At 51.5% G+C, this 16,360-nt stretch carries 25 protein-coding genes; 19 read left to right on the top strand and 6 right to left on the bottom strand.

The window, feature by feature from the left end; genetic code table 11:
* Window positions 1-9: 9 nt before the first annotated feature.
* The 13 genes from rpsE (at window position 10) to AC0TOY_RS00555 (ending at window position 6,827) form a co-directional block, all read left to right on the top strand.
* Window positions 10-510: a 30S ribosomal protein S5 gene (gene rpsE / locus AC0TOY_RS00615; RefSeq protein ID WP_003863299.1), complete on the top strand. Its 501-nt coding sequence runs from the start codon at window positions 10-12 to the stop codon at window positions 508-510.
* A 6-nt stretch (window positions 511-516) separates the two neighbouring features.
* Complete coding sequence (gene rpmD, locus AC0TOY_RS00610) at window positions 517-696, top strand: 50S ribosomal protein L30 (RefSeq protein WP_003863301.1); 180 nt, start codon at window positions 517-519, stop codon at window positions 694-696.
* A gap of 3 nt (window positions 697-699) precedes the next feature.
* Window positions 700-1,134: a 50S ribosomal protein L15 gene (gene rplO, locus AC0TOY_RS00605; RefSeq protein WP_003863304.1), complete on the top strand. Its 435-nt coding sequence runs from the start codon at window positions 700-702 to the stop codon at window positions 1,132-1,134.
* Between the two features lie 7 nt (window positions 1,135-1,141).
* Window positions 1,142-2,473 carry a preprotein translocase subunit SecY gene (gene secY, locus AC0TOY_RS00600; protein WP_003863305.1) on the top strand — a complete coding sequence of 444 codons (1,332 nt, stop codon included), beginning with the start codon at window positions 1,142-1,144 and terminating at the stop codon, window positions 2,471-2,473.
* A gap of 31 nt (window positions 2,474-2,504) precedes the next feature.
* Window positions 2,505-2,621, top strand: a complete 117-nt coding sequence (gene rpmJ, locus AC0TOY_RS00595; protein WP_000868187.1) for a 50S ribosomal protein L36 — start codon at window positions 2,505-2,507, stop codon at window positions 2,619-2,621.
* Between the two features lie 146 nt (window positions 2,622-2,767).
* Window positions 2,768-3,124 (top strand): 30S ribosomal protein S13, encoded by a 357-nt coding sequence (gene rpsM, locus AC0TOY_RS00590; protein WP_003863308.1) that lies wholly within the window; start codon window positions 2,768-2,770, stop codon window positions 3,122-3,124.
* 16 nt (window positions 3,125-3,140) lie between these two features.
* Window positions 3,141-3,530: a 30S ribosomal protein S11 gene (rpsK, locus tag AC0TOY_RS00585; RefSeq protein ID WP_003863312.1), complete on the top strand. Its 390-nt coding sequence runs from the start codon at window positions 3,141-3,143 to the stop codon at window positions 3,528-3,530.
* 33 nt (window positions 3,531-3,563) lie between these two features.
* Entirely contained in the window at window positions 3,564-4,184 is a 621-nt protein-coding gene (gene rpsD / locus AC0TOY_RS00580; protein ID WP_004868345.1) for a 30S ribosomal protein S4, read from the top strand.
* A 25-nt stretch (window positions 4,185-4,209) separates the two neighbouring features.
* Window positions 4,210-5,199 carry a DNA-directed RNA polymerase subunit alpha gene (locus AC0TOY_RS00575; protein WP_002919219.1) on the top strand — a complete coding sequence of 330 codons (990 nt, stop codon included), beginning with the start codon at window positions 4,210-4,212 and terminating at the stop codon, window positions 5,197-5,199.
* A gap of 40 nt (window positions 5,200-5,239) precedes the next feature.
* Window positions 5,240-5,623 (top strand): 50S ribosomal protein L17, encoded by a 384-nt coding sequence (rplQ, locus tag AC0TOY_RS00570; protein ID WP_001216368.1) that lies wholly within the window; start codon window positions 5,240-5,242, stop codon window positions 5,621-5,623.
* Between the two features lie 107 nt (window positions 5,624-5,730).
* The gene (locus AC0TOY_RS00565) at window positions 5,731-6,099 is read left to right on the top strand and encodes a DnaJ family domain-containing protein (protein WP_024909664.1); all 369 of its coding nucleotides are present in this window, start codon (window positions 5,731-5,733) and stop codon (window positions 6,097-6,099) included.
* A 2-nt stretch (window positions 6,100-6,101) separates the two neighbouring features.
* Window positions 6,102-6,527 (top strand): Zn(2+)-responsive transcriptional regulator, encoded by a 426-nt coding sequence (gene zntR / locus AC0TOY_RS00560; protein ID WP_024909663.1) that lies wholly within the window; start codon window positions 6,102-6,104, stop codon window positions 6,525-6,527.
* A 57-nt stretch (window positions 6,528-6,584) separates the two neighbouring features.
* Entirely contained in the window at window positions 6,585-6,827 is a 243-nt protein-coding gene (locus AC0TOY_RS00555; protein WP_024909662.1) for an alternative ribosome-rescue factor A, read from the top strand.
* On the opposite strand, the gene mscL is transcribed toward AC0TOY_RS00555, so the two are convergent.
* The 5 genes from mscL to def all read right to left on the bottom strand — a co-directional run bounded on the left by mscL (window position 6,801) and on the right by def (window position 11,578).
* Complete coding sequence (gene mscL, locus AC0TOY_RS00550; RefSeq protein WP_023309449.1) at window positions 6,801-7,211, bottom strand: large-conductance mechanosensitive channel protein MscL; 411 nt, start codon at window positions 7,209-7,211, stop codon at window positions 6,801-6,803. The genes AC0TOY_RS00555 and mscL overlap by 27 nt on opposite strands.
* A 146-nt stretch (window positions 7,212-7,357) precedes the next feature.
* Window positions 7,358-8,734, bottom strand: coding sequence for a Trk system potassium transporter TrkA (gene trkA / locus AC0TOY_RS00545; RefSeq protein WP_024909661.1), 1,377 nt, complete (start codon window positions 8,732-8,734; stop codon window positions 7,358-7,360).
* A 22-nt stretch (window positions 8,735-8,756) separates the two neighbouring features.
* Complete coding sequence (rsmB, locus tag AC0TOY_RS00540) at window positions 8,757-10,043, bottom strand: 16S rRNA (cytosine(967)-C(5))-methyltransferase RsmB (protein WP_024909660.1); 1,287 nt, start codon at window positions 10,041-10,043, stop codon at window positions 8,757-8,759.
* Between the two features lie 52 nt (window positions 10,044-10,095).
* The gene (fmt, locus tag AC0TOY_RS00535; RefSeq protein ID WP_048989712.1) at window positions 10,096-11,043 is read right to left on the bottom strand and encodes a methionyl-tRNA formyltransferase; all 948 of its coding nucleotides are present in this window, start codon (window positions 11,041-11,043) and stop codon (window positions 10,096-10,098) included.
* Window positions 11,044-11,068: 25 nt separating this feature from the next.
* Window positions 11,069-11,578 (bottom strand): peptide deformylase, encoded by a 510-nt coding sequence (gene def, locus AC0TOY_RS00530; protein WP_008503479.1) that lies wholly within the window; start codon window positions 11,576-11,578, stop codon window positions 11,069-11,071.
* A 127-nt stretch (window positions 11,579-11,705) separates the two neighbouring features.
* Between def and dprA the strand changes: the two genes are divergently transcribed.
* From dprA to AC0TOY_RS00500, 6 genes are read left to right on the top strand one after another with little or no spacing between them, the layout of a single operon-like run.
* Window positions 11,706-12,830, top strand: a complete 1,125-nt coding sequence (gene dprA, locus AC0TOY_RS00525) for a DNA-protecting protein DprA (RefSeq protein ID WP_148769143.1) — start codon at window positions 11,706-11,708, stop codon at window positions 12,828-12,830.
* Window positions 12,802-13,275 carry a DUF494 family protein Smg gene (gene smg / locus AC0TOY_RS00520; protein WP_008503477.1) on the top strand — a complete coding sequence of 158 codons (474 nt, stop codon included), beginning with the start codon at window positions 12,802-12,804 and terminating at the stop codon, window positions 13,273-13,275. The genes dprA and smg overlap by 29 nt, the downstream gene beginning before the upstream one ends.
* A 26-nt stretch (window positions 13,276-13,301) precedes the next feature.
* The gene (locus AC0TOY_RS00515; protein ID WP_061716392.1) at window positions 13,302-13,856 is read left to right on the top strand and encodes a DNA topoisomerase family protein; all 555 of its coding nucleotides are present in this window, start codon (window positions 13,302-13,304) and stop codon (window positions 13,854-13,856) included.
* Window positions 13,849-14,421: an L-threonylcarbamoyladenylate synthase type 1 TsaC gene (tsaC, locus tag AC0TOY_RS00510; protein ID WP_023309444.1), complete on the top strand. Its 573-nt coding sequence runs from the start codon at window positions 13,849-13,851 to the stop codon at window positions 14,419-14,421. The genes AC0TOY_RS00515 and tsaC overlap by 8 nt, the downstream gene beginning before the upstream one ends.
* 4 nt (window positions 14,422-14,425) lie before the next feature.
* The gene (gene aroE / locus AC0TOY_RS00505) at window positions 14,426-15,244 is read left to right on the top strand and encodes a shikimate dehydrogenase (protein WP_023309443.1); all 819 of its coding nucleotides are present in this window, start codon (window positions 14,426-14,428) and stop codon (window positions 15,242-15,244) included.
* Window positions 15,241-15,489, top strand: coding sequence for a DUF1488 family protein (locus tag AC0TOY_RS00500; RefSeq protein ID WP_023309442.1), 249 nt, complete (start codon window positions 15,241-15,243; stop codon window positions 15,487-15,489). The genes aroE and AC0TOY_RS00500 overlap by 4 nt, the downstream gene beginning before the upstream one ends.
* Here AC0TOY_RS00500 and AC0TOY_RS00495 read toward each other — a convergent pair.
* The gene (locus AC0TOY_RS00495) at window positions 15,465-16,019 is read right to left on the bottom strand and encodes a gamma carbonic anhydrase family protein (RefSeq protein WP_048989714.1); all 555 of its coding nucleotides are present in this window, start codon (window positions 16,017-16,019) and stop codon (window positions 15,465-15,467) included. The two genes, AC0TOY_RS00500 and AC0TOY_RS00495, sit on opposite strands and share 25 nt — an antisense overlap.
* Window positions 16,020-16,360: the final 341 nt, after the last annotated feature.

The raw sequence follows: 16,360 nt of genomic DNA, 5'->3' as shown, positions 1-16,360 counted from the left end.
AGGTGTAAGATGGCTCACATCGAAAAACAGGCTGGCGAACTGCAGGAAAAGCTGATCGCGGTAAACCGCGTATCTAAAACCGTTAAAGGTGGTCGTATTTTCTCCTTCACAGCTCTGACTGTAGTAGGCGATGGTAACGGTCGCGTTGGTTTTGGTTACGGTAAAGCGCGTGAAGTTCCAGCAGCGATCCAGAAAGCGATGGAAAAAGCCCGTCGCAACATGATTAACGTCGCGCTGAACAACGGCACCCTGCAGCACCCAGTTAAAGGTGTTCACACGGGTTCTCGTGTATTCATGCAGCCAGCTTCAGAAGGTACCGGTATCATCGCCGGTGGTGCAATGCGCGCCGTTCTGGAAGTTGCTGGGGTTCATAACGTTCTGGCTAAAGCATATGGTTCCACCAACCCGATCAACGTGGTTCGTGCAACTATTGATGGCCTGGAAAATATGAATTCTCCAGAAATGGTCGCTGCCAAGCGTGGTAAATCCGTTGAAGAAATTCTGGGGTAATTGACCATGGCAAAGACTATTAAAATCACTCAAACCCGCAGTGCAATCGGTCGTCTGCCGAAACACAAGGCAACGCTGCTTGGCCTGGGTCTGCGTCGTATTGGTCATACCGTTGAGCGCGAGGATACTCCTGCTGTTCGTGGTATGGTCAACGCGGTTTACTTCATGGTTAAAGTTGAGGAGTAAGAGATGCGTTTAAATACTCTGTCTCCGGCCGAAGGCTCTAAAAAGGCGGGTAAACGCCTGGGTCGTGGTATCGGTTCTGGCCTCGGCAAAACCGGTGGTCGTGGTCACAAAGGTCAGAACTCTCGTTCTGGCGGTGGCGTACGTCGCGGTTTCGAGGGTGGCCAGATGCCACTGTACCGTCGTCTGCCGAAGTTCGGCTTCACCTCTCGCAAAGCAGCGATCACAGCGGAAATCCGTCTGTCTGACCTGGCGAAAGTTGAAGGCGGCGTTGTAGACCTGAACACGCTGAAAGCAGCAAACATTATCGGTATCCAGATCGAGTTCGCGAAAGTGATCCTGGCTGGTGAAGTTTCTACTCCGGTAACTGTTCGTGGCCTGCGTGTTACTAAAGGTGCTCGTGCTGCTATCGAAGCTGCTGGCGGTAAAATTGAGGAATAAGTAGCAGATGGCTAAGCAACCGGGATTAGATTTTCAAAGTGCCAAAGGTGGATTTGGCGAGCTGAAACGCAGACTGCTGTTTGTTATCGGCGCGCTGATTGTGTTCCGTATTGGCTCTTTTATTCCGATCCCTGGTATCGATGCCGCTGTACTTGCCAAACTGCTTGAGCAACAGCGAGGCACCATCATTGAAATGTTCAACATGTTCTCTGGTGGTGCTCTCAGCCGTGCTTCTATCTTCGCATTGGGTATTATGCCGTACATTTCGGCATCTATTATTATCCAGCTGCTGACGGTCGTTCATCCGGCCCTGGCAGAGTTGAAGAAAGAAGGGGAGTCTGGACGTCGTAAGATTAGTCAGTACACCCGTTACGGTACTCTGGTGCTGGCAATATTCCAGTCGATCGGTATTGCTACCGGTCTGCCGAATATGCCTGGTATGCAGGGCCTGGTGTTAAACCCGGGCTTTGCATTCTACTTCACCGCTGTTGTAAGTCTGGTCACAGGGACTATGTTCCTGATGTGGCTCGGCGAACAGATTACTGAGCGTGGTATCGGTAACGGTATCTCAATCATTATCTTCGCCGGTATTGTTGCGGGCCTCCCGCCAGCCATCGCCCATACTATTGAGCAAGCGCGTCAAGGCGACCTGCACTTCCTCCTGTTGCTGTTGGTTGCAGTATTAGTATTTGCAGTGACGTTCTTTGTTGTCTTCGTTGAACGTGGTCAACGCCGCATTGTGGTGAACTACGCTAAACGTCAGCAGGGTCGTCGTGTCTATGCTGCACAGAGCACACATTTACCGCTGAAAGTGAACATGGCGGGGGTTATCCCGGCTATCTTCGCTTCCAGTATTATTCTGTTCCCGGCGACCATCGCGTCATGGTTCGGGGGCGGTACTGGTTGGAACTGGCTGACAACAATTTCGCTGTATTTGCAGCCTGGGCAACCACTTTATGTGTTACTCTATGCGTCTGCGATCATCTTCTTCTGTTTCTTCTACACGGCGTTGGTCTTCAACCCGCGTGAAACAGCAGATAACCTGAAGAAGTCCGGTGCATTTGTACCAGGAATTCGTCCGGGAGAGCAAACGGCGAAGTATATCGATAAAGTAATGACTCGCCTGACTTTGGTTGGTGCGCTTTATATTACTTTTATCTGCCTGATCCCGGAGTTCATGCGTGATGCAATGAAAGTACCGTTCTACTTCGGTGGGACCTCACTGCTTATCGTTGTTGTCGTGATTATGGACTTTATGGCTCAAGTGCAAACTCTGATGATGTCCAGTCAGTACGAGTCTGCATTGAAGAAGGCGAACCTGAAAGGCTACGGCCGCTAAATGGTCGCCTGAGAAGTTACGGAGAGTAAAAATGAAAGTTCGTGCTTCCGTCAAGAAATTATGCCGTAACTGCAAAATCGTTAAGCGTGATGGTGTCATCCGTGTGATTTGCAGTGCCGAGCCGAAGCATAAACAGCGCCAAGGCTGATTATTTCGCATATTTTTCTTGCAAAGTTGGGTTGAGCTGGCTAGATTAGCCAGCCAATCTTTTGTATGTCTGTACGTTTCCATTTGAGTATCCTGAAAACGGGCTTTTCAGCATGGTGCGTACATATTAAATAGTAGGAGTGCATAGTGGCCCGTATAGCAGGCATTAACATTCCTGATCAGAAACATGCTGTGATCGCATTAACTTCGATCTACGGCGTCGGCAAGACCCGTTCTAAAGCCATTCTGGCTGCAGCGGGTATCGCTGAAGATGTTAAGATCAGTGAGCTGTCTGAAGAACAAATCGACACGCTGCGTGACGAAGTTGCCAAATTTGTCGTTGAAGGTGATCTGCGCCGTGAAATCAGCATGAGCATCAAGCGCCTGATGGATCTTGGTTGCTATCGCGGTTTGCGTCATCGTCGTGGTCTGCCAGTGCGCGGTCAGCGTACTAAGACCAACGCACGTACCCGTAAGGGTCCGCGCAAACCGATCAAGAAATAATCGGGGTGATTGAATAATGGCAAAGGCACCAGTTCGTGCACGTAAACGTGTAAGAAAACAAGTCTCTGACGGCGTGGCTCATATCCATGCTTCTTTCAACAACACCATCGTTACTATTACTGATCGTCAGGGTAACGCATTGGGTTGGGCAACAGCCGGTGGTTCCGGTTTCCGTGGTTCTCGCAAATCCACTCCGTTCGCAGCTCAGGTTGCAGCAGAGCGTTGCGCAGAAGCCGTAAAAGAATACGGCATCAAGAATCTGGAAGTTATGGTTAAAGGTCCGGGTCCGGGTCGTGAATCTACTGTTCGCGCTCTGAACGCCGCTGGTTTCCGCATCACGAATATTACTGATGTGACTCCGATCCCTCATAACGGTTGTCGTCCGCCGAAAAAACGTCGCGTATAACGCTCCGTTTTTTAGGTTAGTTGGAGATAGAAAATGGCAAGATATTTGGGTCCTAAGCTCAAGCTGAGCCGTCGTGAGGGCACCGACTTATTCCTTAAGTCTGGCGTTCGCGCGATCGATACCAAGTGTAAAATTGAACAAGCTCCTGGCCAGCACGGTGCGCGTAAACCGCGTCTGTCTGACTATGGTGTGCAGTTGCGTGAAAAGCAAAAAGTTCGCCGTATGTACGGTGTGCTGGAGCGTCAGTTCCGTAACTACTATAAAGAAGCAGCACGTCTGAAAGGCAACACAGGTGAAAACCTGCTCGCTCTGCTGGAAGGTCGTCTGGACAACGTTGTATACCGTATGGGCTTCGGCGCTACTCGTGCTGAATCACGTCAGCTGGTTAGCCACAAAGCAATCATGGTAAACGGTCGTGTTGTTAACATCGCTTCTTATCAGGTTAAAGCGAATGACGTTGTTAGCATTCGTGAGAAAGCGAAAAAGCAATCTCGCGTGAAGGCCGCTCTGGAGCTGGCTGAGCAGCGTGAAAAGCCAACCTGGCTGGAAGTTGATGCTGGCAAGATGGAAGGTACGTTCAAGCGTCAGCCAGAACGTTCTGATCTGTCTGCGGACATTAACGAACACCTGATCGTCGAGCTTTACTCCAAGTAAAGCTTAGTACCAAAGAGAGGACACAATGCAGGGTTCTGTGACAGAGTTTCTAAAACCGCGCCTGGTAGATATCGAGCAAGTGAGTTCGACGCACGCCAAGGTGACCCTTGAGCCTTTAGAGCGTGGCTTTGGCCATACTCTGGGTAACGCACTGCGCCGTATTCTGCTCTCATCGATGCCGGGTTGCGCGGTGACCGAGGTTGAGATTGATGGTGTACTTCATGAGTACAGCACCAAAGAAGGCGTTCAGGAAGATATCCTTGAAATCCTGCTCAACCTGAAAGGGCTGGCGGTGAGAGTTCAGGGTAAAGATGAAGTTATTCTTACTCTGAATAAATCTGGCATTGGCCCTGTGACTGCAGCCGACATCACCCACGACGGTGATGTTGAAATCGTCAAGCCGCAGCACGTGATCTGCCACCTGACCGATGAGAACGCAGCAATTAGCATGCGTATCAAAGTTCAGCGCGGTCGTGGTTATGTGCCGGCTTCTGCCCGAATTCATTCGGAAGAAGATGAGCGCCCAATCGGCCGTCTGCTGGTCGACGCATGCTATAGCCCTGTAGAGCGTATTGCCTACAATGTTGAAGCAGCGCGTGTAGAACAGCGTACCGACCTGGACAAGCTGGTCATCGAAATGGAAACCAATGGCACAATCGATCCTGAAGAGGCGATTCGTCGTGCGGCAACCATCCTGGCAGAACAACTGGAAGCTTTCGTTGACTTACGTGATGTACGTCAGCCGGAAGTGAAAGAAGAGAAACCAGAATTCGATCCGATCCTGCTGCGCCCTGTTGACGATCTCGAATTGACTGTCCGCTCTGCTAACTGCCTCAAGGCAGAAGCTATCCACTATATCGGTGATCTGGTACAGCGTACCGAGGTTGAGTTGCTGAAAACGCCGAACCTGGGTAAAAAATCTCTTACTGAGATTAAAGACGTGCTGGCTTCACGTGGTCTGTCTCTGGGCATGCGCCTGGAAAACTGGCCACCGGCAAGCATTGCTGACGAGTAACCGGATCACAGGTTAAGGTTTTACTGAGAAGGATAAGGTCATGCGCCATCGTAAGAGTGGTCGTCAACTGAACCGCAACAGCAGCCATCGCCAGGCTATGTTCCGCAACATGGCAGGTTCACTGGTTCGTCATGAGATCATCAAGACGACCCTGCCTAAAGCGAAAGAGCTGCGTCGCGTAGTTGAGCCGCTGATTACTCTTGCCAAGACTGACAGCGTTGCTAATCGTCGTCTGGCATTCGCCCGTACTCGTGATAACGAGATCGTGGCAAAACTGTTTAACGAACTGGGCCCGCGTTTCGCGAGCCGTGCCGGTGGTTACACTCGCATTCTGAAGTGTGGTTTCCGTGCAGGCGACAACGCGCCGATGGCTTACATCGAGCTGGTTGATCGTTCAGAGAAAGCAGAAGCTGCTGCAGAGTAATCTGTAGTAACGTAAAAAAACCCGCTCCGGCGGGTTTTTTTATATCCGCGATATCCCCACTTCTCTACAATGTCTGTATCAATTCTGTTCATTCCCTGGAGCTGGTAATGTGGTTGCTCGACCAGTGGGCAGAACGCCATATTCGCGATGCCCAAAATAAAGGTGAATTCGACGATCTCCCGGGAAGCGGCGAACCCCTTGTGCTTGACGATGATTCGCACATTGCGCCTGAACTGCGAGCTGGATACCGTTTACTGAAAAACGCGGGCTGTCTCCCTCCGGAGCTCGAACAGCGCAGAGAGGCTGTTGAACTGGCCGATCTTCTCAACGGTATCCGTCAGGACGATCCGCGACATTCTGAACTGAGCCGCCGTCTCGCCCTGCTTGAACTCAAGCTGCGCCAGGCTGGGATGAACACTGATTTTCTGCGCGGTGAATACGGTGAAAGATTGATGCAGAGAATAAACGAGGAGTAGTTATGTACCGTATTGGTGAACTTGCGAAGCTTGCGAACGTTACGCCGGATACCATCCGTTATTACGAAAAGCAGCAGATGATCGATCATGAAGTTCGTACAGAAGGAGGCTTTCGCCTTTATACCGATAACGATCTGCAGCGTCTGCGATTTATTCGTTATGCGCGTCAGCTCGGCTTCACGCTGGATTCGATCCGCGAGTTATTATCGATCCGCATCGATCCGGAACATCACACCTGCCAGGAATCTAAAAGCATTGTGCAGGCCCGGCTGGACGAAGTTGAAGCACGCATCCAGGAGCTGCAAACCATGCAGCGCTCTCTGCAAAGGCTGAATGATGCCTGCTGCGGGACGGCCCACAGCAGTATTTACTGTTCAATTCTCGAAGCCCTTGAACAGGGAGCGAGTGGAGAAACCGAGGGCTGTTGATTTTTAATTCATCTGGGTCTAGACTCCCGTCGTCATAAACCTTGCTCTGGAGACATTATGAGCCGCTATCAGCACACGAAAGGACAAATTAAGGACAATGCCATTGAGGCGTTACTTCACGACCCGTTATTCAGGCAGCGCGTTGAGAAGAATAAAAAAGGGAAAGGAAGTTATCTGCGTAAAGACAAACATGAAAAACGGGGTAACTGGGAGGCCAGTGGCAAGCAAGCGAATCGCTTATTTACCACTGGCCTTTCTGCTTTAAACTTTCGATTAAACGCGGTTATTCTGTTCTTTTAACAGATCGCGGATCTCACTCAGCAGCACTTCTTCTTTCGTTGGTGCAGGTGCAGCAGCCGGCTCTTCTTTTTTACGGTTGAGCCTGTTGATCAGCTTGATAGCCATAAAAATGGCAAACGCGACAATCACAAAATCAAATACGTTCTGAATAAATACGCCGTAGTGCATTACTACTGCCGGAACATCACCCTGCGCTTCACGCAGCGTGAAAGCGAATTGTTTGAAATCAATGCCCCCGATTAACAACCCTAATGGTGGCATGATAATGTCGGCCACTAATGATGAAACAATCTTGCCGAATGCTGCACCAATAATGACACCCACTGCCAAATCCACCACGTTCCCGCGCATCGCAAATTCGCGAAATTCTTTAATAAAACTCATTGTTCTCTCCTTGTGCCAGCTGACGAGTATAAGTTTAACAAATGATTAGCCAATTGCCATTCGGGATAATTAAACGTTATGAAAAATAAAAGGCACAGAAATGAAAAGGATAAAGTGCGGGTGCTCTTTCTAGAGCACCCTACTCTTTAAAGGAAGAATGGACTTGGCTGGAATAAACGTTCGACGTCAGTAATAAACTTTTTATCCGTAAGGAACATAATAACGTGATCGCCTTGCTCAATACGTAAATTGTCATTGGCAATCATGACGTCATTTCCGCGCACAACGGCGCCGATGATCGTGCCTGGCGGCAGCTTAATTTCGTCGATCGACCGGCCCACGACGCGTGATGTGGTTTCATCTCCATGCGCCACGGCTTCAATGGCTTCCGCTACGCCGCGGCGGAGCGATGACACACCGACAATATCCGCTTTACGAACATGGCTCAGGAGCGCGGAAATTGTCGCCTGCTGCGGCGAAATGGCAATATCAATAACGCTACCCTGGACCAGATCGACATACGCCTTGCGCTGGATAAGCACCATGACCTTCTTTGCACCCATACGCTTGGCGAGCATGGCGGACATTATATTCGCCTCGTCGTCGTTGGTGACGGCAATAAAAAGATCAACTTGATCAATATGCTCTTCAGCCAGCAACTCCTGATCAGACGCATCGCCATAAAATACGATCGTATTTTGCAGTTTTTCCGCCAGTTCAGCAGCACGCTGCTGATCGCGCTCGATCAATTTTACGCTGTAATCTTTTTCTAACCGACGTGCCAGGCCTGCACCGATATTGCCGCCGCCGACCAGCATAATGCGTTTATAGGGTTTTTCGAGACGCTGAAGTTCACTCATTACGGCACGAATATGCTGTGAGGCCGCAATAAAGAAGACCTCATCACCTGCTTCGACAATCGTGGAGCCTTGCGGGCGGATTGGCCTGTCGTGACGGAAAATGGCTGCGACGCGCGTATCGATATGCGGCATGTGCTCGCGCATGGTAGAAAGCGCATTGCCGATCAATGGTCCACCGTAATAGGCCTTAACCACTGCCAGACTCACTTTCCCCTCGGCAAAGTTCACCACCTGCAGGGCGCCCGGATATTCGATCAGGCGATAGATATTGTCGATAACCAGCTGTTCCGGTGCGATGAGATGGTCAATAGGGACCGCTTCGGAATTAAACAGTTTCTCAGCATCGCGAACATAGTCCGGAGAGCGAATGCGCGCGATTCGGTTTGGCGTGTTGAAAAGCGAGTAGGCCACCTGACAGGCCACCATATTGGTTTCGTCAGAACTGGTTACCGCAACCAGCATGTCGGCATCGTCGGCACCTGCCTCACGAAGAACCCGTGGGTGAGAACCATGACCCTGCACCACGCGCAGGTCAAACTTGTCCTGTAAGACACGCAGACGATCGCCGTTGGTATCGACTATGGTGATGTCGTTGTTTTCGCCCACCAGGTTTTCCGCCAGCGTTCCGCCAACCTGTCCTGCACCCAGAATGATAATCTTCATATCTCGTGACCTGTTCTCAACATCACTCTTTGATTAGCTTAGCGTAAAAGAAGCCATCACCCTCTTCGGCACCCGGCAGGTTCTGCAGACCCGGGGATTCAGGCGTTCCCGTATCGCGCAGCGCGGCGTCCGGGGTACGTTTAAGGAAGGCCGCGATTTGCTGGCTGTTTTCTTCCGGCAGTACGGAGCAGGTTGCATAGACCAGCGTTCCGCCAGGTTTGAGATGCGGCCAGATGGCGTCGAGAATGTCGGACTGCAGCTGGGCAAGTTCGTTAATATCACGATCGCGACGCAGCCACTTGATGTCCGGATGACGACGAATAACGCCGGTTGCAGAGCAGGGAGCATCCAGCAAAATGCGATCGAATTGCGTTTCACCACACCATTCTGCGGGTTTGCGTCCATCGCCTTGCTTAACCTGAGCCTTCATGCCCAGACGCTTGAGGTTGTCGTAGACGCGTGAAAGACGCTGTTCATCGACGTCCACCGCCATCACGCTGGCCTGCGGAGCCACTTCAAGAATATGCGTCGTTTTGCCCCCTGGTGCGGCGCAGAGATCGAGGATCTGCTCACCGTTCTGGGGTTCAAGCCAGGTCATGCAACCCTGGGCAGAAGCATCCTGTACCGTTACCCAACCCTCTTCGAAACCCGGTAATGCATGTACCGGAGCGGGGGAGGCTAAACGTACGGCATCAGGGTATGCAGCGTGAGTGAAACCACTCATTCCAGCTTCTTCGAGTAATGCCAGCCATGCGTCACGGGTGTGGTGATTACGATTCACGCGTAACCACATTGGCGGACGCTGGTTGTTGGCATCGGCAATGTCCTGCCACCGCTGCGGATAAGCTTTTTTCAGCCGCTTCAACAGCCAGTCCGGATGCAGGAAGCGTGCTTCGTTTTGGGCAAATTCAGCCAGAAGCTCATCCTGCTGTCGTTGGAACTGACGCAGTACACCGTTGATCAGCCCTTTCAGCTGAGGGCGTTTAATCGCAACGGCACCTTCCACCGTCTCAGCCAGCGCGGCATGAGGTGGGATGCGGGTATGAAGAAGCTGATAAAAACCCACCATAATCAAATAGTGTACGGTGCGCTGCTTGCCTGTCATTGGGCGTGACATCAGCTTGTTAATCAACCACTCAAGCTGAGAAAGCGTGCGCAGAACGCCAAAGCAGAGCTCCTGAAGCAGGGCTTTGTCTTTATCAGAGACTTTTTGCTGCAGGGGAGGCAGGACGTTACTTAATGACTGGCCCTGCTCGATAACCTGCTCAACGGCCTGAGCCGCCATACTGCGTAGATTTTGTTTTTTCATAACCGTAAAAATAAAAATGCCCGGAAACACCGGGCCTTAAGAATAAATTTGCTCAGGCAAGACGATTGCCCGGAATAAACCATTCGCGACGAGAATTTAACAGATCCTGAGCGCTCATGGCCTTCTTACCGGCCGGTTGTAGCGATTCAAGATTCAGGATCCCTTGCGCAGTCGCCACCTGGATCCCGTTCTTGTTGGCGTCAACAATCGTACCGGGTTCAGCCGTGGTAGTACCGCTAATGACGGAGGCTTTCCAGACTTTCACTGGCTGCTCATCAATCTCCATCCAGCTCATTGGCCACGGATTAAAAGCGCGGATGCAGCGTTCAAGTTGAGCGGCCGACAGGGACCAGTCGATCCGCGCTTCTTCTTTGCTCAGTTTTTCGGCATACGTCACCAGCGCGTCATCCTGAACTTCCGGTTTTGCCGTATTGTCAGCAAGCTGCTGAAGCGTCTCGATAAGACCTTGTGGGCCAAGGTCTGCCAGTTTGTCATACAGCGTGGCGCTGGTATCGTCTGGCGTAATGGGGCAGGCCAGTTTATACAGCATGTCGCCGGTGTCTAAACCTACGTCCATCTTCATGATGGTCACGCCCGTTTCGGCATCACCCGCCCACAGCGAGCGCTGGATAGGTGCTGCACCACGCCAGCGTGGGAGCAGAGACCCATGCACGTTGATACAACCCAGGCGCGGCATATCAAGCACAGCTTTTGGCAGAATTAAACCGTAAGCCACCACCACCATTACGTCGGCATTCAGGTCAGCAACCAGCTGCTGATTTTCCTGCGGGCGCAGCGATGCAGGCTGAAAAACAGGAAGCCCATGCTCTTCTGCCAGCACCTTGACCGGGCTCGGCATCAGTTTTTTGCCGCGGCCTGCAGGACGGTCCGGCTGGGTAAAGACGCCAACAACCTGGTGACCAGACGATAGCAGCGCGTCAAGGTGACGCGCTGCAAAATCAGGGGTTCCCGCGAAGATAATACGTAGTGTTTTAGACACGATAATCCTTGTATCCGGGGGGACGTTATGCGCGAGAACGCAAACGATCCAGTTTCTCTACTTTCTGACGAATACGCTGCTGTTTCAGCGGCGAGAGGTAATCGATAAACAGTTTACCGACCAGGTGATCCATCTCATGCTGAATACAAATCGCCAGCAGGTCGTCTGCTTCCAGTTCGAACGGATTACCGTCACGATCCAGGGCGCGAATTTTCACTTTTTCAGCACGCGGCACTAACGCACGCTGTTCAGGAATAGACAGACAGCCTTCCTCGATACCGGTTTCGCCACTCTTTTCGAGCAACTCAGGGTTAATCAGCACCAGACGGCCATCGCGATTTTCAGAAACATCAATCACGATAATACGCTTGTGAATGTCCACCTGCGTCGCCGCCAGGCCAATGCCTTCTTCGGCGTACATGGTATCGAACATATCATCAACGATACGCTGGATTTCTGCATTCACTTCTTTGACCGGTTCAGCGACGATGCGAAGGCGCTCGTCCGGAATATGTAACACTTGCAAAACTGCCATAAATTTCCAGAGTCGTGTTCAGGAGTTGATAAGAATACTACCTCTATTCTAGACAAATCCCCCATCGATTGACAGCATCAGTGACCAATCGCAATGATTGCGGAGGCCGCTTATGGCAGGGGAAAGGATGACGCCAATCGAGATATGGCTACGGCTTATGCACACAGGTTCTCTGTGTGGTGATGTCATGGTGGAAGCGGCTGCACGACTGCAGAGGCAGGAAGGCATCGACATGCTTGCCTTAAGAAATGCTGGACTGACAGCAAAGCAGGCTGAACGATTCTTTGCGTTCAATGAGAGTGAGTTGGAACGTAGCCTGAAATGGCTTGAGCAGCCGGGACATCATTTATTAACGGCCAATCATTCCCTTTATCCCCCTCTACTCCGCACGATCCCTGACTATCCCGGGGCATTATTCATAAAAGGTAACCCTGAGACGCTCAAAACTGTTCAGCTGGCGGTGGTAGGCAGTCGTGCGCCGTCATGGTACGGCGAGCGATGGGGGAAAATCCTGTGCGAACAACTTTCACAAAGTGGTTTCACGATTACCAGCGGGCTGGCCTGTGGTATTGATGGCGTTGCCCACGGCGCGGCGCTGTCAGTTAAAGGACGAACTGTCGCGGTGCTGGGGAATGGTCTTTTTAGCATTTATCCACGCCGACATCAGGCATTGGCGATGCGGCTTATTGAGTCTGACGGCGCGATAGTGTCTGAATTTCCGCTTTCCGCACAGCCCAGACCGGCAAACTTTCCGCGTCGTAATCGCATTATCAGCGGGCTTAGCAAAGGCGTGCTGGTGGTTGAAGCCGCGCTGCGAAGCGGTTCACTGGTCACGGCGCGATGCGCGCTGGAACAGGGACGAGAAGTCTTCGCCTTGCCTGGTCCGATAGGCAACCCCGGATGCGAGGGTCCCCACTGGCTGATTAAGCAAGGGGCAACACCGGTAACGGAAGTAGGGGATATTCTTGAAAATTTGCAATATGGGCTGCAATGGCTGCAGGAAGATCCCGAAAAGCGACAATATTCATCAGATCAGGGAAAGGTGGCATTGCCATTTCCCAAGCTCCTGGCTAACGTAGGAGATGAGGTAACACCTGTTGACGTTGTCGCTGAACGTGCCGGCCAACCTGTGCCAGTAACGGTAGCACAGCTACTCGAACTGGAGTTAGCAGGGTGGATCGCAGCTGTACCCGGCGGCTATGTCCGATTAAGGAGGGCATGCCATGTTCGACGTACTGATGTATTTGTTTGAGACTTACATCCATAACGAAGCAGAAATGCGAGTGGATCAGGACAAATTGACACAGGATCTTACCGATGCGGGGTTTGAGCGGGAAGATATCTATAATGCGTTGATGTGGCTGGAAAAACTGGCTGATTATCAGGAAGGCCTCGCCGAACCGATGCAGCTTGCTTCTGACCCATTGTCAGTACGCATTTATACCGCAGAAGAGTGTGAAAGGCTGGACGCCAGCTGCCGGGGGTTCATCTTATTCCTTGAGCAGATTCAGGTGCTGAACCTCGAAACGAGAGAAATGGTGATAGAGCGCGTTATGGCGCTGGATACAGCAGAATTTGAACTGGAAGATCTCAAGTGGGTGATCCTGATGGTTCTGTTTAATATCCCGGGCTGTGAAAATGCCTATCAGCAAATGGAAGAATTACTCTTTGAAGTGAATGAAGGTATGCTGCACTAATTCAATGTGCAGCACCAAGAGTTGTTATGGCCAAATCAGCACTATTCACGGTGCATAAAAACGAGCCCTGCCCGCAGTGCGGGGCTGAACTTGTTATTCGGTCCGGGAAACACGGCCCGTTTCTCGGTTGTTCACACTATCCGGAATGTGATTATGTCCGTCCCCTGAAAAGCCAGGCGGATGGACATATCGTTAAAATTCTGGAGGGGCAGTTTTGTCCAGTCTGCGGTGGTGAATTAGCCCTGCGTCAGGGGCGTTTCGGCATGTTTATTGGATGTAGTCGCTACCCGGAATGCGAACATACGGAACAAATTGATAAGCCTGATGAAACGGCAATTGCCTGCCCTCAGTGTCAGCGCGGTCAGCTGGTACAGCGCCGCTCCCGTTATGGTAAGACCTTCCATTCGTGCGATCGCTATCCTGAATGCCAGTTCGTTATCAATTTTAAACCGGTAGCGGGAACCTGCCCTCATTGCAATTATCCGCTACTCATAGAGAAGAAAACCGCGCAAGGCATGAAACGCTTCTGCGCCAGTAAACAATGTGGAAAGCCGGTAACGGCGGATCAATATAGTGAATAATAACCTGCCATCAGGCTCCATTGCGCATGCAGTGGACGTACTGAAAAATGAAGAAGTCATCGCCTATCCAACTGAAGCTGTTTTTGGGGTCGGTTGCGATCCTGACAGCGAGACGGCTGTGAGCCGCCTGCTTGCCTTAAAACAAAGACCCGTCGAGAAAGGGCTGATTTTGATCGCTGCAAATTACGAGCAGCTTAAGCCCTACATCGATGATTCTATGCTGACGCCGGCGCAGCGCGAGACGATCTTCTCCGCGTGGCCTGGACCGGTGACCTTCGTCTTCCCTGCGCAGCCGACAACGCCGCGCTGGTTAACCGGACGCTTTGATTCCCTCGCCGTACGCGTCACTGACCATCCGCTGGTGGTTGAGCTTTGTCTGGCGTTTGGTAAACCGCTGGTCTCAACCAGCGCTAACCTGACCGGATTGCCACCTTGTCGGACAACCGAAGAAGTGCTGGCGCAGTTCGGGAATGACTTCCCTGTTGCTGTCGGTGAAACGGGAGGGCGTCTGAATCCGTCTGAAATTCGCGACGCTTTAACCGGCGAACGTTTTCGCCAGGGGTAATCTCATGGAAACCTATGCTGTTTTTGGTAATCCGATTGCACACAGCAAATCACCGTTGATTCATCAGCAATTTGCGAAGCAGCTGCAGATAAATCATCCCTATGGTCGCGTACTGGCACCGGTGGATGCATTTATTCCAACGCTGGAGGCTTTTTTCGCCGCGGGCGGTAAAGGTGCGAATGTGACGGTCCCGTTTAAAGAAGAAGCCTTCGAACGTGCGGATGAGCTGACCGAGCGCGCTTCACTGGCTGGTGCAGTCAATACTCTAAAACGGCTTGAGGATGGTCGCCTTTTGGGGGATAACACCGACGGAATTGGTTTACTTAGCGATCTGGAACGACTTTCATTTATTAAGCCCGGGTTCCGGGTCCTGCTGATTGGTGCGGGCGGCGCATCGCGGGGAGTACTGTTGCCTCTGCTTTCACTGGACTGTGCGGTGACCATTACCAACAGAACCTTTTCCCGTGCAGAAGCGCTGGCGGCGTTGTTTGCGCATACCGGTAGCGTGAGCGCAGTAGCGCTTGACGATCTTGCCGATCGTGAGTTCGATCTTGTCATTAATGCCACGTCCAGCGGCATCAACGGTGAGATCCCGGCAATCCCCGCTTCTCTGGTCAGCGCGCATATGTACTTCTATGACATGTTTTATCAGAAAGGGAAGACGCCTTTCCTTAACTGGTGTGAACAACACGGCGCGAAACAGTTAGCCGATGGACTGGGAATGCTGGTGGGTCAGGCTGCGCATGCGGTGCTGCTCTGGCACGGCGTGTTGCCTGCGGTCGAACCTGTCATTGAAAAGTTAAAGCAGGAACTTTCAGCGTGAACCAGGCTATTCATTTCCCGGACAGAGAGAGCTGGGATGAGAGTAAACAAGCGGTTTGTTTTCCGGTGCTGGTGCAGGGTATGCAACTTACCTGTGCCATTCATGGGGAAACGCTGCTGCGTCGTTTTGGCGGTTCAAACCCGATAGCGGTATTTTGCGAAAATCGCTGGGATCTGGAAGAGGAAGCCAGCGATTTAATCCGCGAACAGCAGGAAGACGATCAGGGCTGGGTTTGGTTGTCCTGATCCAGATACTCATTCTTCCACGTAACGTAGTTGTTCGCTGAGTATTTTAACCCTTCGATCTCTGCCTCCTTCAGGGGGCGGATCTGTTTTACCGGGCTTCCCAGATAGAGATAGCCGCTCTCCAGGCGTTTGTTCTGCGGGACCAGGCTACCGGCACCAATCATTACGTCATCTTCTACTATGACGCCATCCAGCAAAATCGACCCCATGCCAACAAGCACGCGATTTCCGATTGTGCAGCCGTGAAGCATCACTTTATGGCCGACGGTAACCTCTTCTCCAATGATGAGGGGATTGCCCTCCGGGTTATAGGAGGATTTGTGCGTGACATGCAGAACGCAACCGTCCTGAATATTGGTACGTGCACCAATCGACACATAGTTAACATCACCCCTGATGGCGACGAGCGGCCAGATGCTGACATCATCGGCCATTCGGACATCACCAATCACCACGCTGCTGGCATCGATCATCACGCGATCGCCTTTTTGGGGGAACAGACCTTTATAAGGACGTAATACTGCGGGCATATCTACCTCTAACAATGGGCGCTATACAGAAGACTTTGATCATAGTAATGGATCGAGGCAAGGCAAAATACGTCAATATTTAAGCAGATCGGGCGGGATTTCAGCGAAAAGCGCGGAAAATCAGCAGTCGGAAAAAAAGATCTAAAAAATACTTGTGCTAAAAAATGGGATCCCTATAATGCGCCTCCATCGACACGGCAGATGTGAATCACTTCACAAACAACCCGGTCGGTTGAAGAGAAAAAATCCTGAAATAACGGGTTGACTCTGAAAGAGGAAAGCGTAATATACGCCACCTCGCAACGGTGAGCGAAAGCCGCGTTGCACTGCTCTTTAACAAT

The organism is Enterobacter sp. PL_is379 (assembly GCF_055817355.1).
The sequence above is the reverse complement of the archived record's forward strand: the minus strand, read 5'-3'. Positions and strand labels throughout refer to the sequence as shown.

Excerpts from the sequence above, each read along its gene's own strand:
- AC0TOY_RS00555 (WP_024909662.1), top strand. The coding sequence starts at position 6,585 with ATGAGCCGCTATCAGCACACGAAAGGACAAATTAAGGACAATGCCATT.
- AC0TOY_RS00495 (WP_048989714.1), bottom strand. The coding sequence starts at position 16,019 with ATGCCCGCAGTATTACGTCCTTATAAAGGTCTGTTCCCCCAAAAAGGC.
- trkA (WP_024909661.1), bottom strand. The coding sequence starts at position 8,734 with ATGAAGATTATCATTCTGGGTGCAGGACAGGTTGGCGGAACGCTGGCG.
- AC0TOY_RS00575 (WP_002919219.1), top strand. The coding sequence starts at position 4,210 with ATGCAGGGTTCTGTGACAGAGTTTCTAAAACCGCGCCTGGTAGATATC.
- rpsK (WP_003863312.1), top strand. The coding sequence starts at position 3,141 with ATGGCAAAGGCACCAGTTCGTGCACGTAAACGTGTAAGAAAACAAGTC.
- rpsE (WP_003863299.1), top strand. The coding sequence starts at position 10 with ATGGCTCACATCGAAAAACAGGCTGGCGAACTGCAGGAAAAGCTGATC.
- smg (WP_008503477.1), top strand. The coding sequence starts at position 12,802 with ATGTTCGACGTACTGATGTATTTGTTTGAGACTTACATCCATAACGAA.
- rsmB (WP_024909660.1), bottom strand. The coding sequence starts at position 10,043 with ATGAAAAAACAAAATCTACGCAGTATGGCGGCTCAGGCCGTTGAGCAG.
- rpmJ (WP_000868187.1), top strand. The coding sequence starts at position 2,505 with ATGAAAGTTCGTGCTTCCGTCAAGAAATTATGCCGTAACTGCAAAATC.
- AC0TOY_RS00565 (WP_024909664.1), top strand. The coding sequence starts at position 5,731 with ATGTGGTTGCTCGACCAGTGGGCAGAACGCCATATTCGCGATGCCCAA.
- secY (WP_003863305.1), top strand. The coding sequence starts at position 1,142 with ATGGCTAAGCAACCGGGATTAGATTTTCAAAGTGCCAAAGGTGGATTT.
- rpmD (WP_003863301.1), top strand. The coding sequence starts at position 517 with ATGGCAAAGACTATTAAAATCACTCAAACCCGCAGTGCAATCGGTCGT.
- zntR (WP_024909663.1), top strand. The coding sequence starts at position 6,102 with ATGTACCGTATTGGTGAACTTGCGAAGCTTGCGAACGTTACGCCGGAT.
- rpsD (WP_004868345.1), top strand. The coding sequence starts at position 3,564 with ATGGCAAGATATTTGGGTCCTAAGCTCAAGCTGAGCCGTCGTGAGGGC.
- def (WP_008503479.1), bottom strand. The coding sequence starts at position 11,578 with ATGGCAGTTTTGCAAGTGTTACATATTCCGGACGAGCGCCTTCGCATC.
- rplQ (WP_001216368.1), top strand. The coding sequence starts at position 5,240 with ATGCGCCATCGTAAGAGTGGTCGTCAACTGAACCGCAACAGCAGCCAT.
- aroE (WP_023309443.1), top strand. The coding sequence starts at position 14,426 with ATGGAAACCTATGCTGTTTTTGGTAATCCGATTGCACACAGCAAATCA.
- mscL (WP_023309449.1), bottom strand. The coding sequence starts at position 7,211 with ATGAGTTTTATTAAAGAATTTCGCGAATTTGCGATGCGCGGGAACGTG.
- rplO (WP_003863304.1), top strand. The coding sequence starts at position 700 with ATGCGTTTAAATACTCTGTCTCCGGCCGAAGGCTCTAAAAAGGCGGGT.
- AC0TOY_RS00515 (WP_061716392.1), top strand. The coding sequence starts at position 13,302 with ATGGCCAAATCAGCACTATTCACGGTGCATAAAAACGAGCCCTGCCCG.
- dprA (WP_148769143.1), top strand. The coding sequence starts at position 11,706 with ATGACGCCAATCGAGATATGGCTACGGCTTATGCACACAGGTTCTCTG.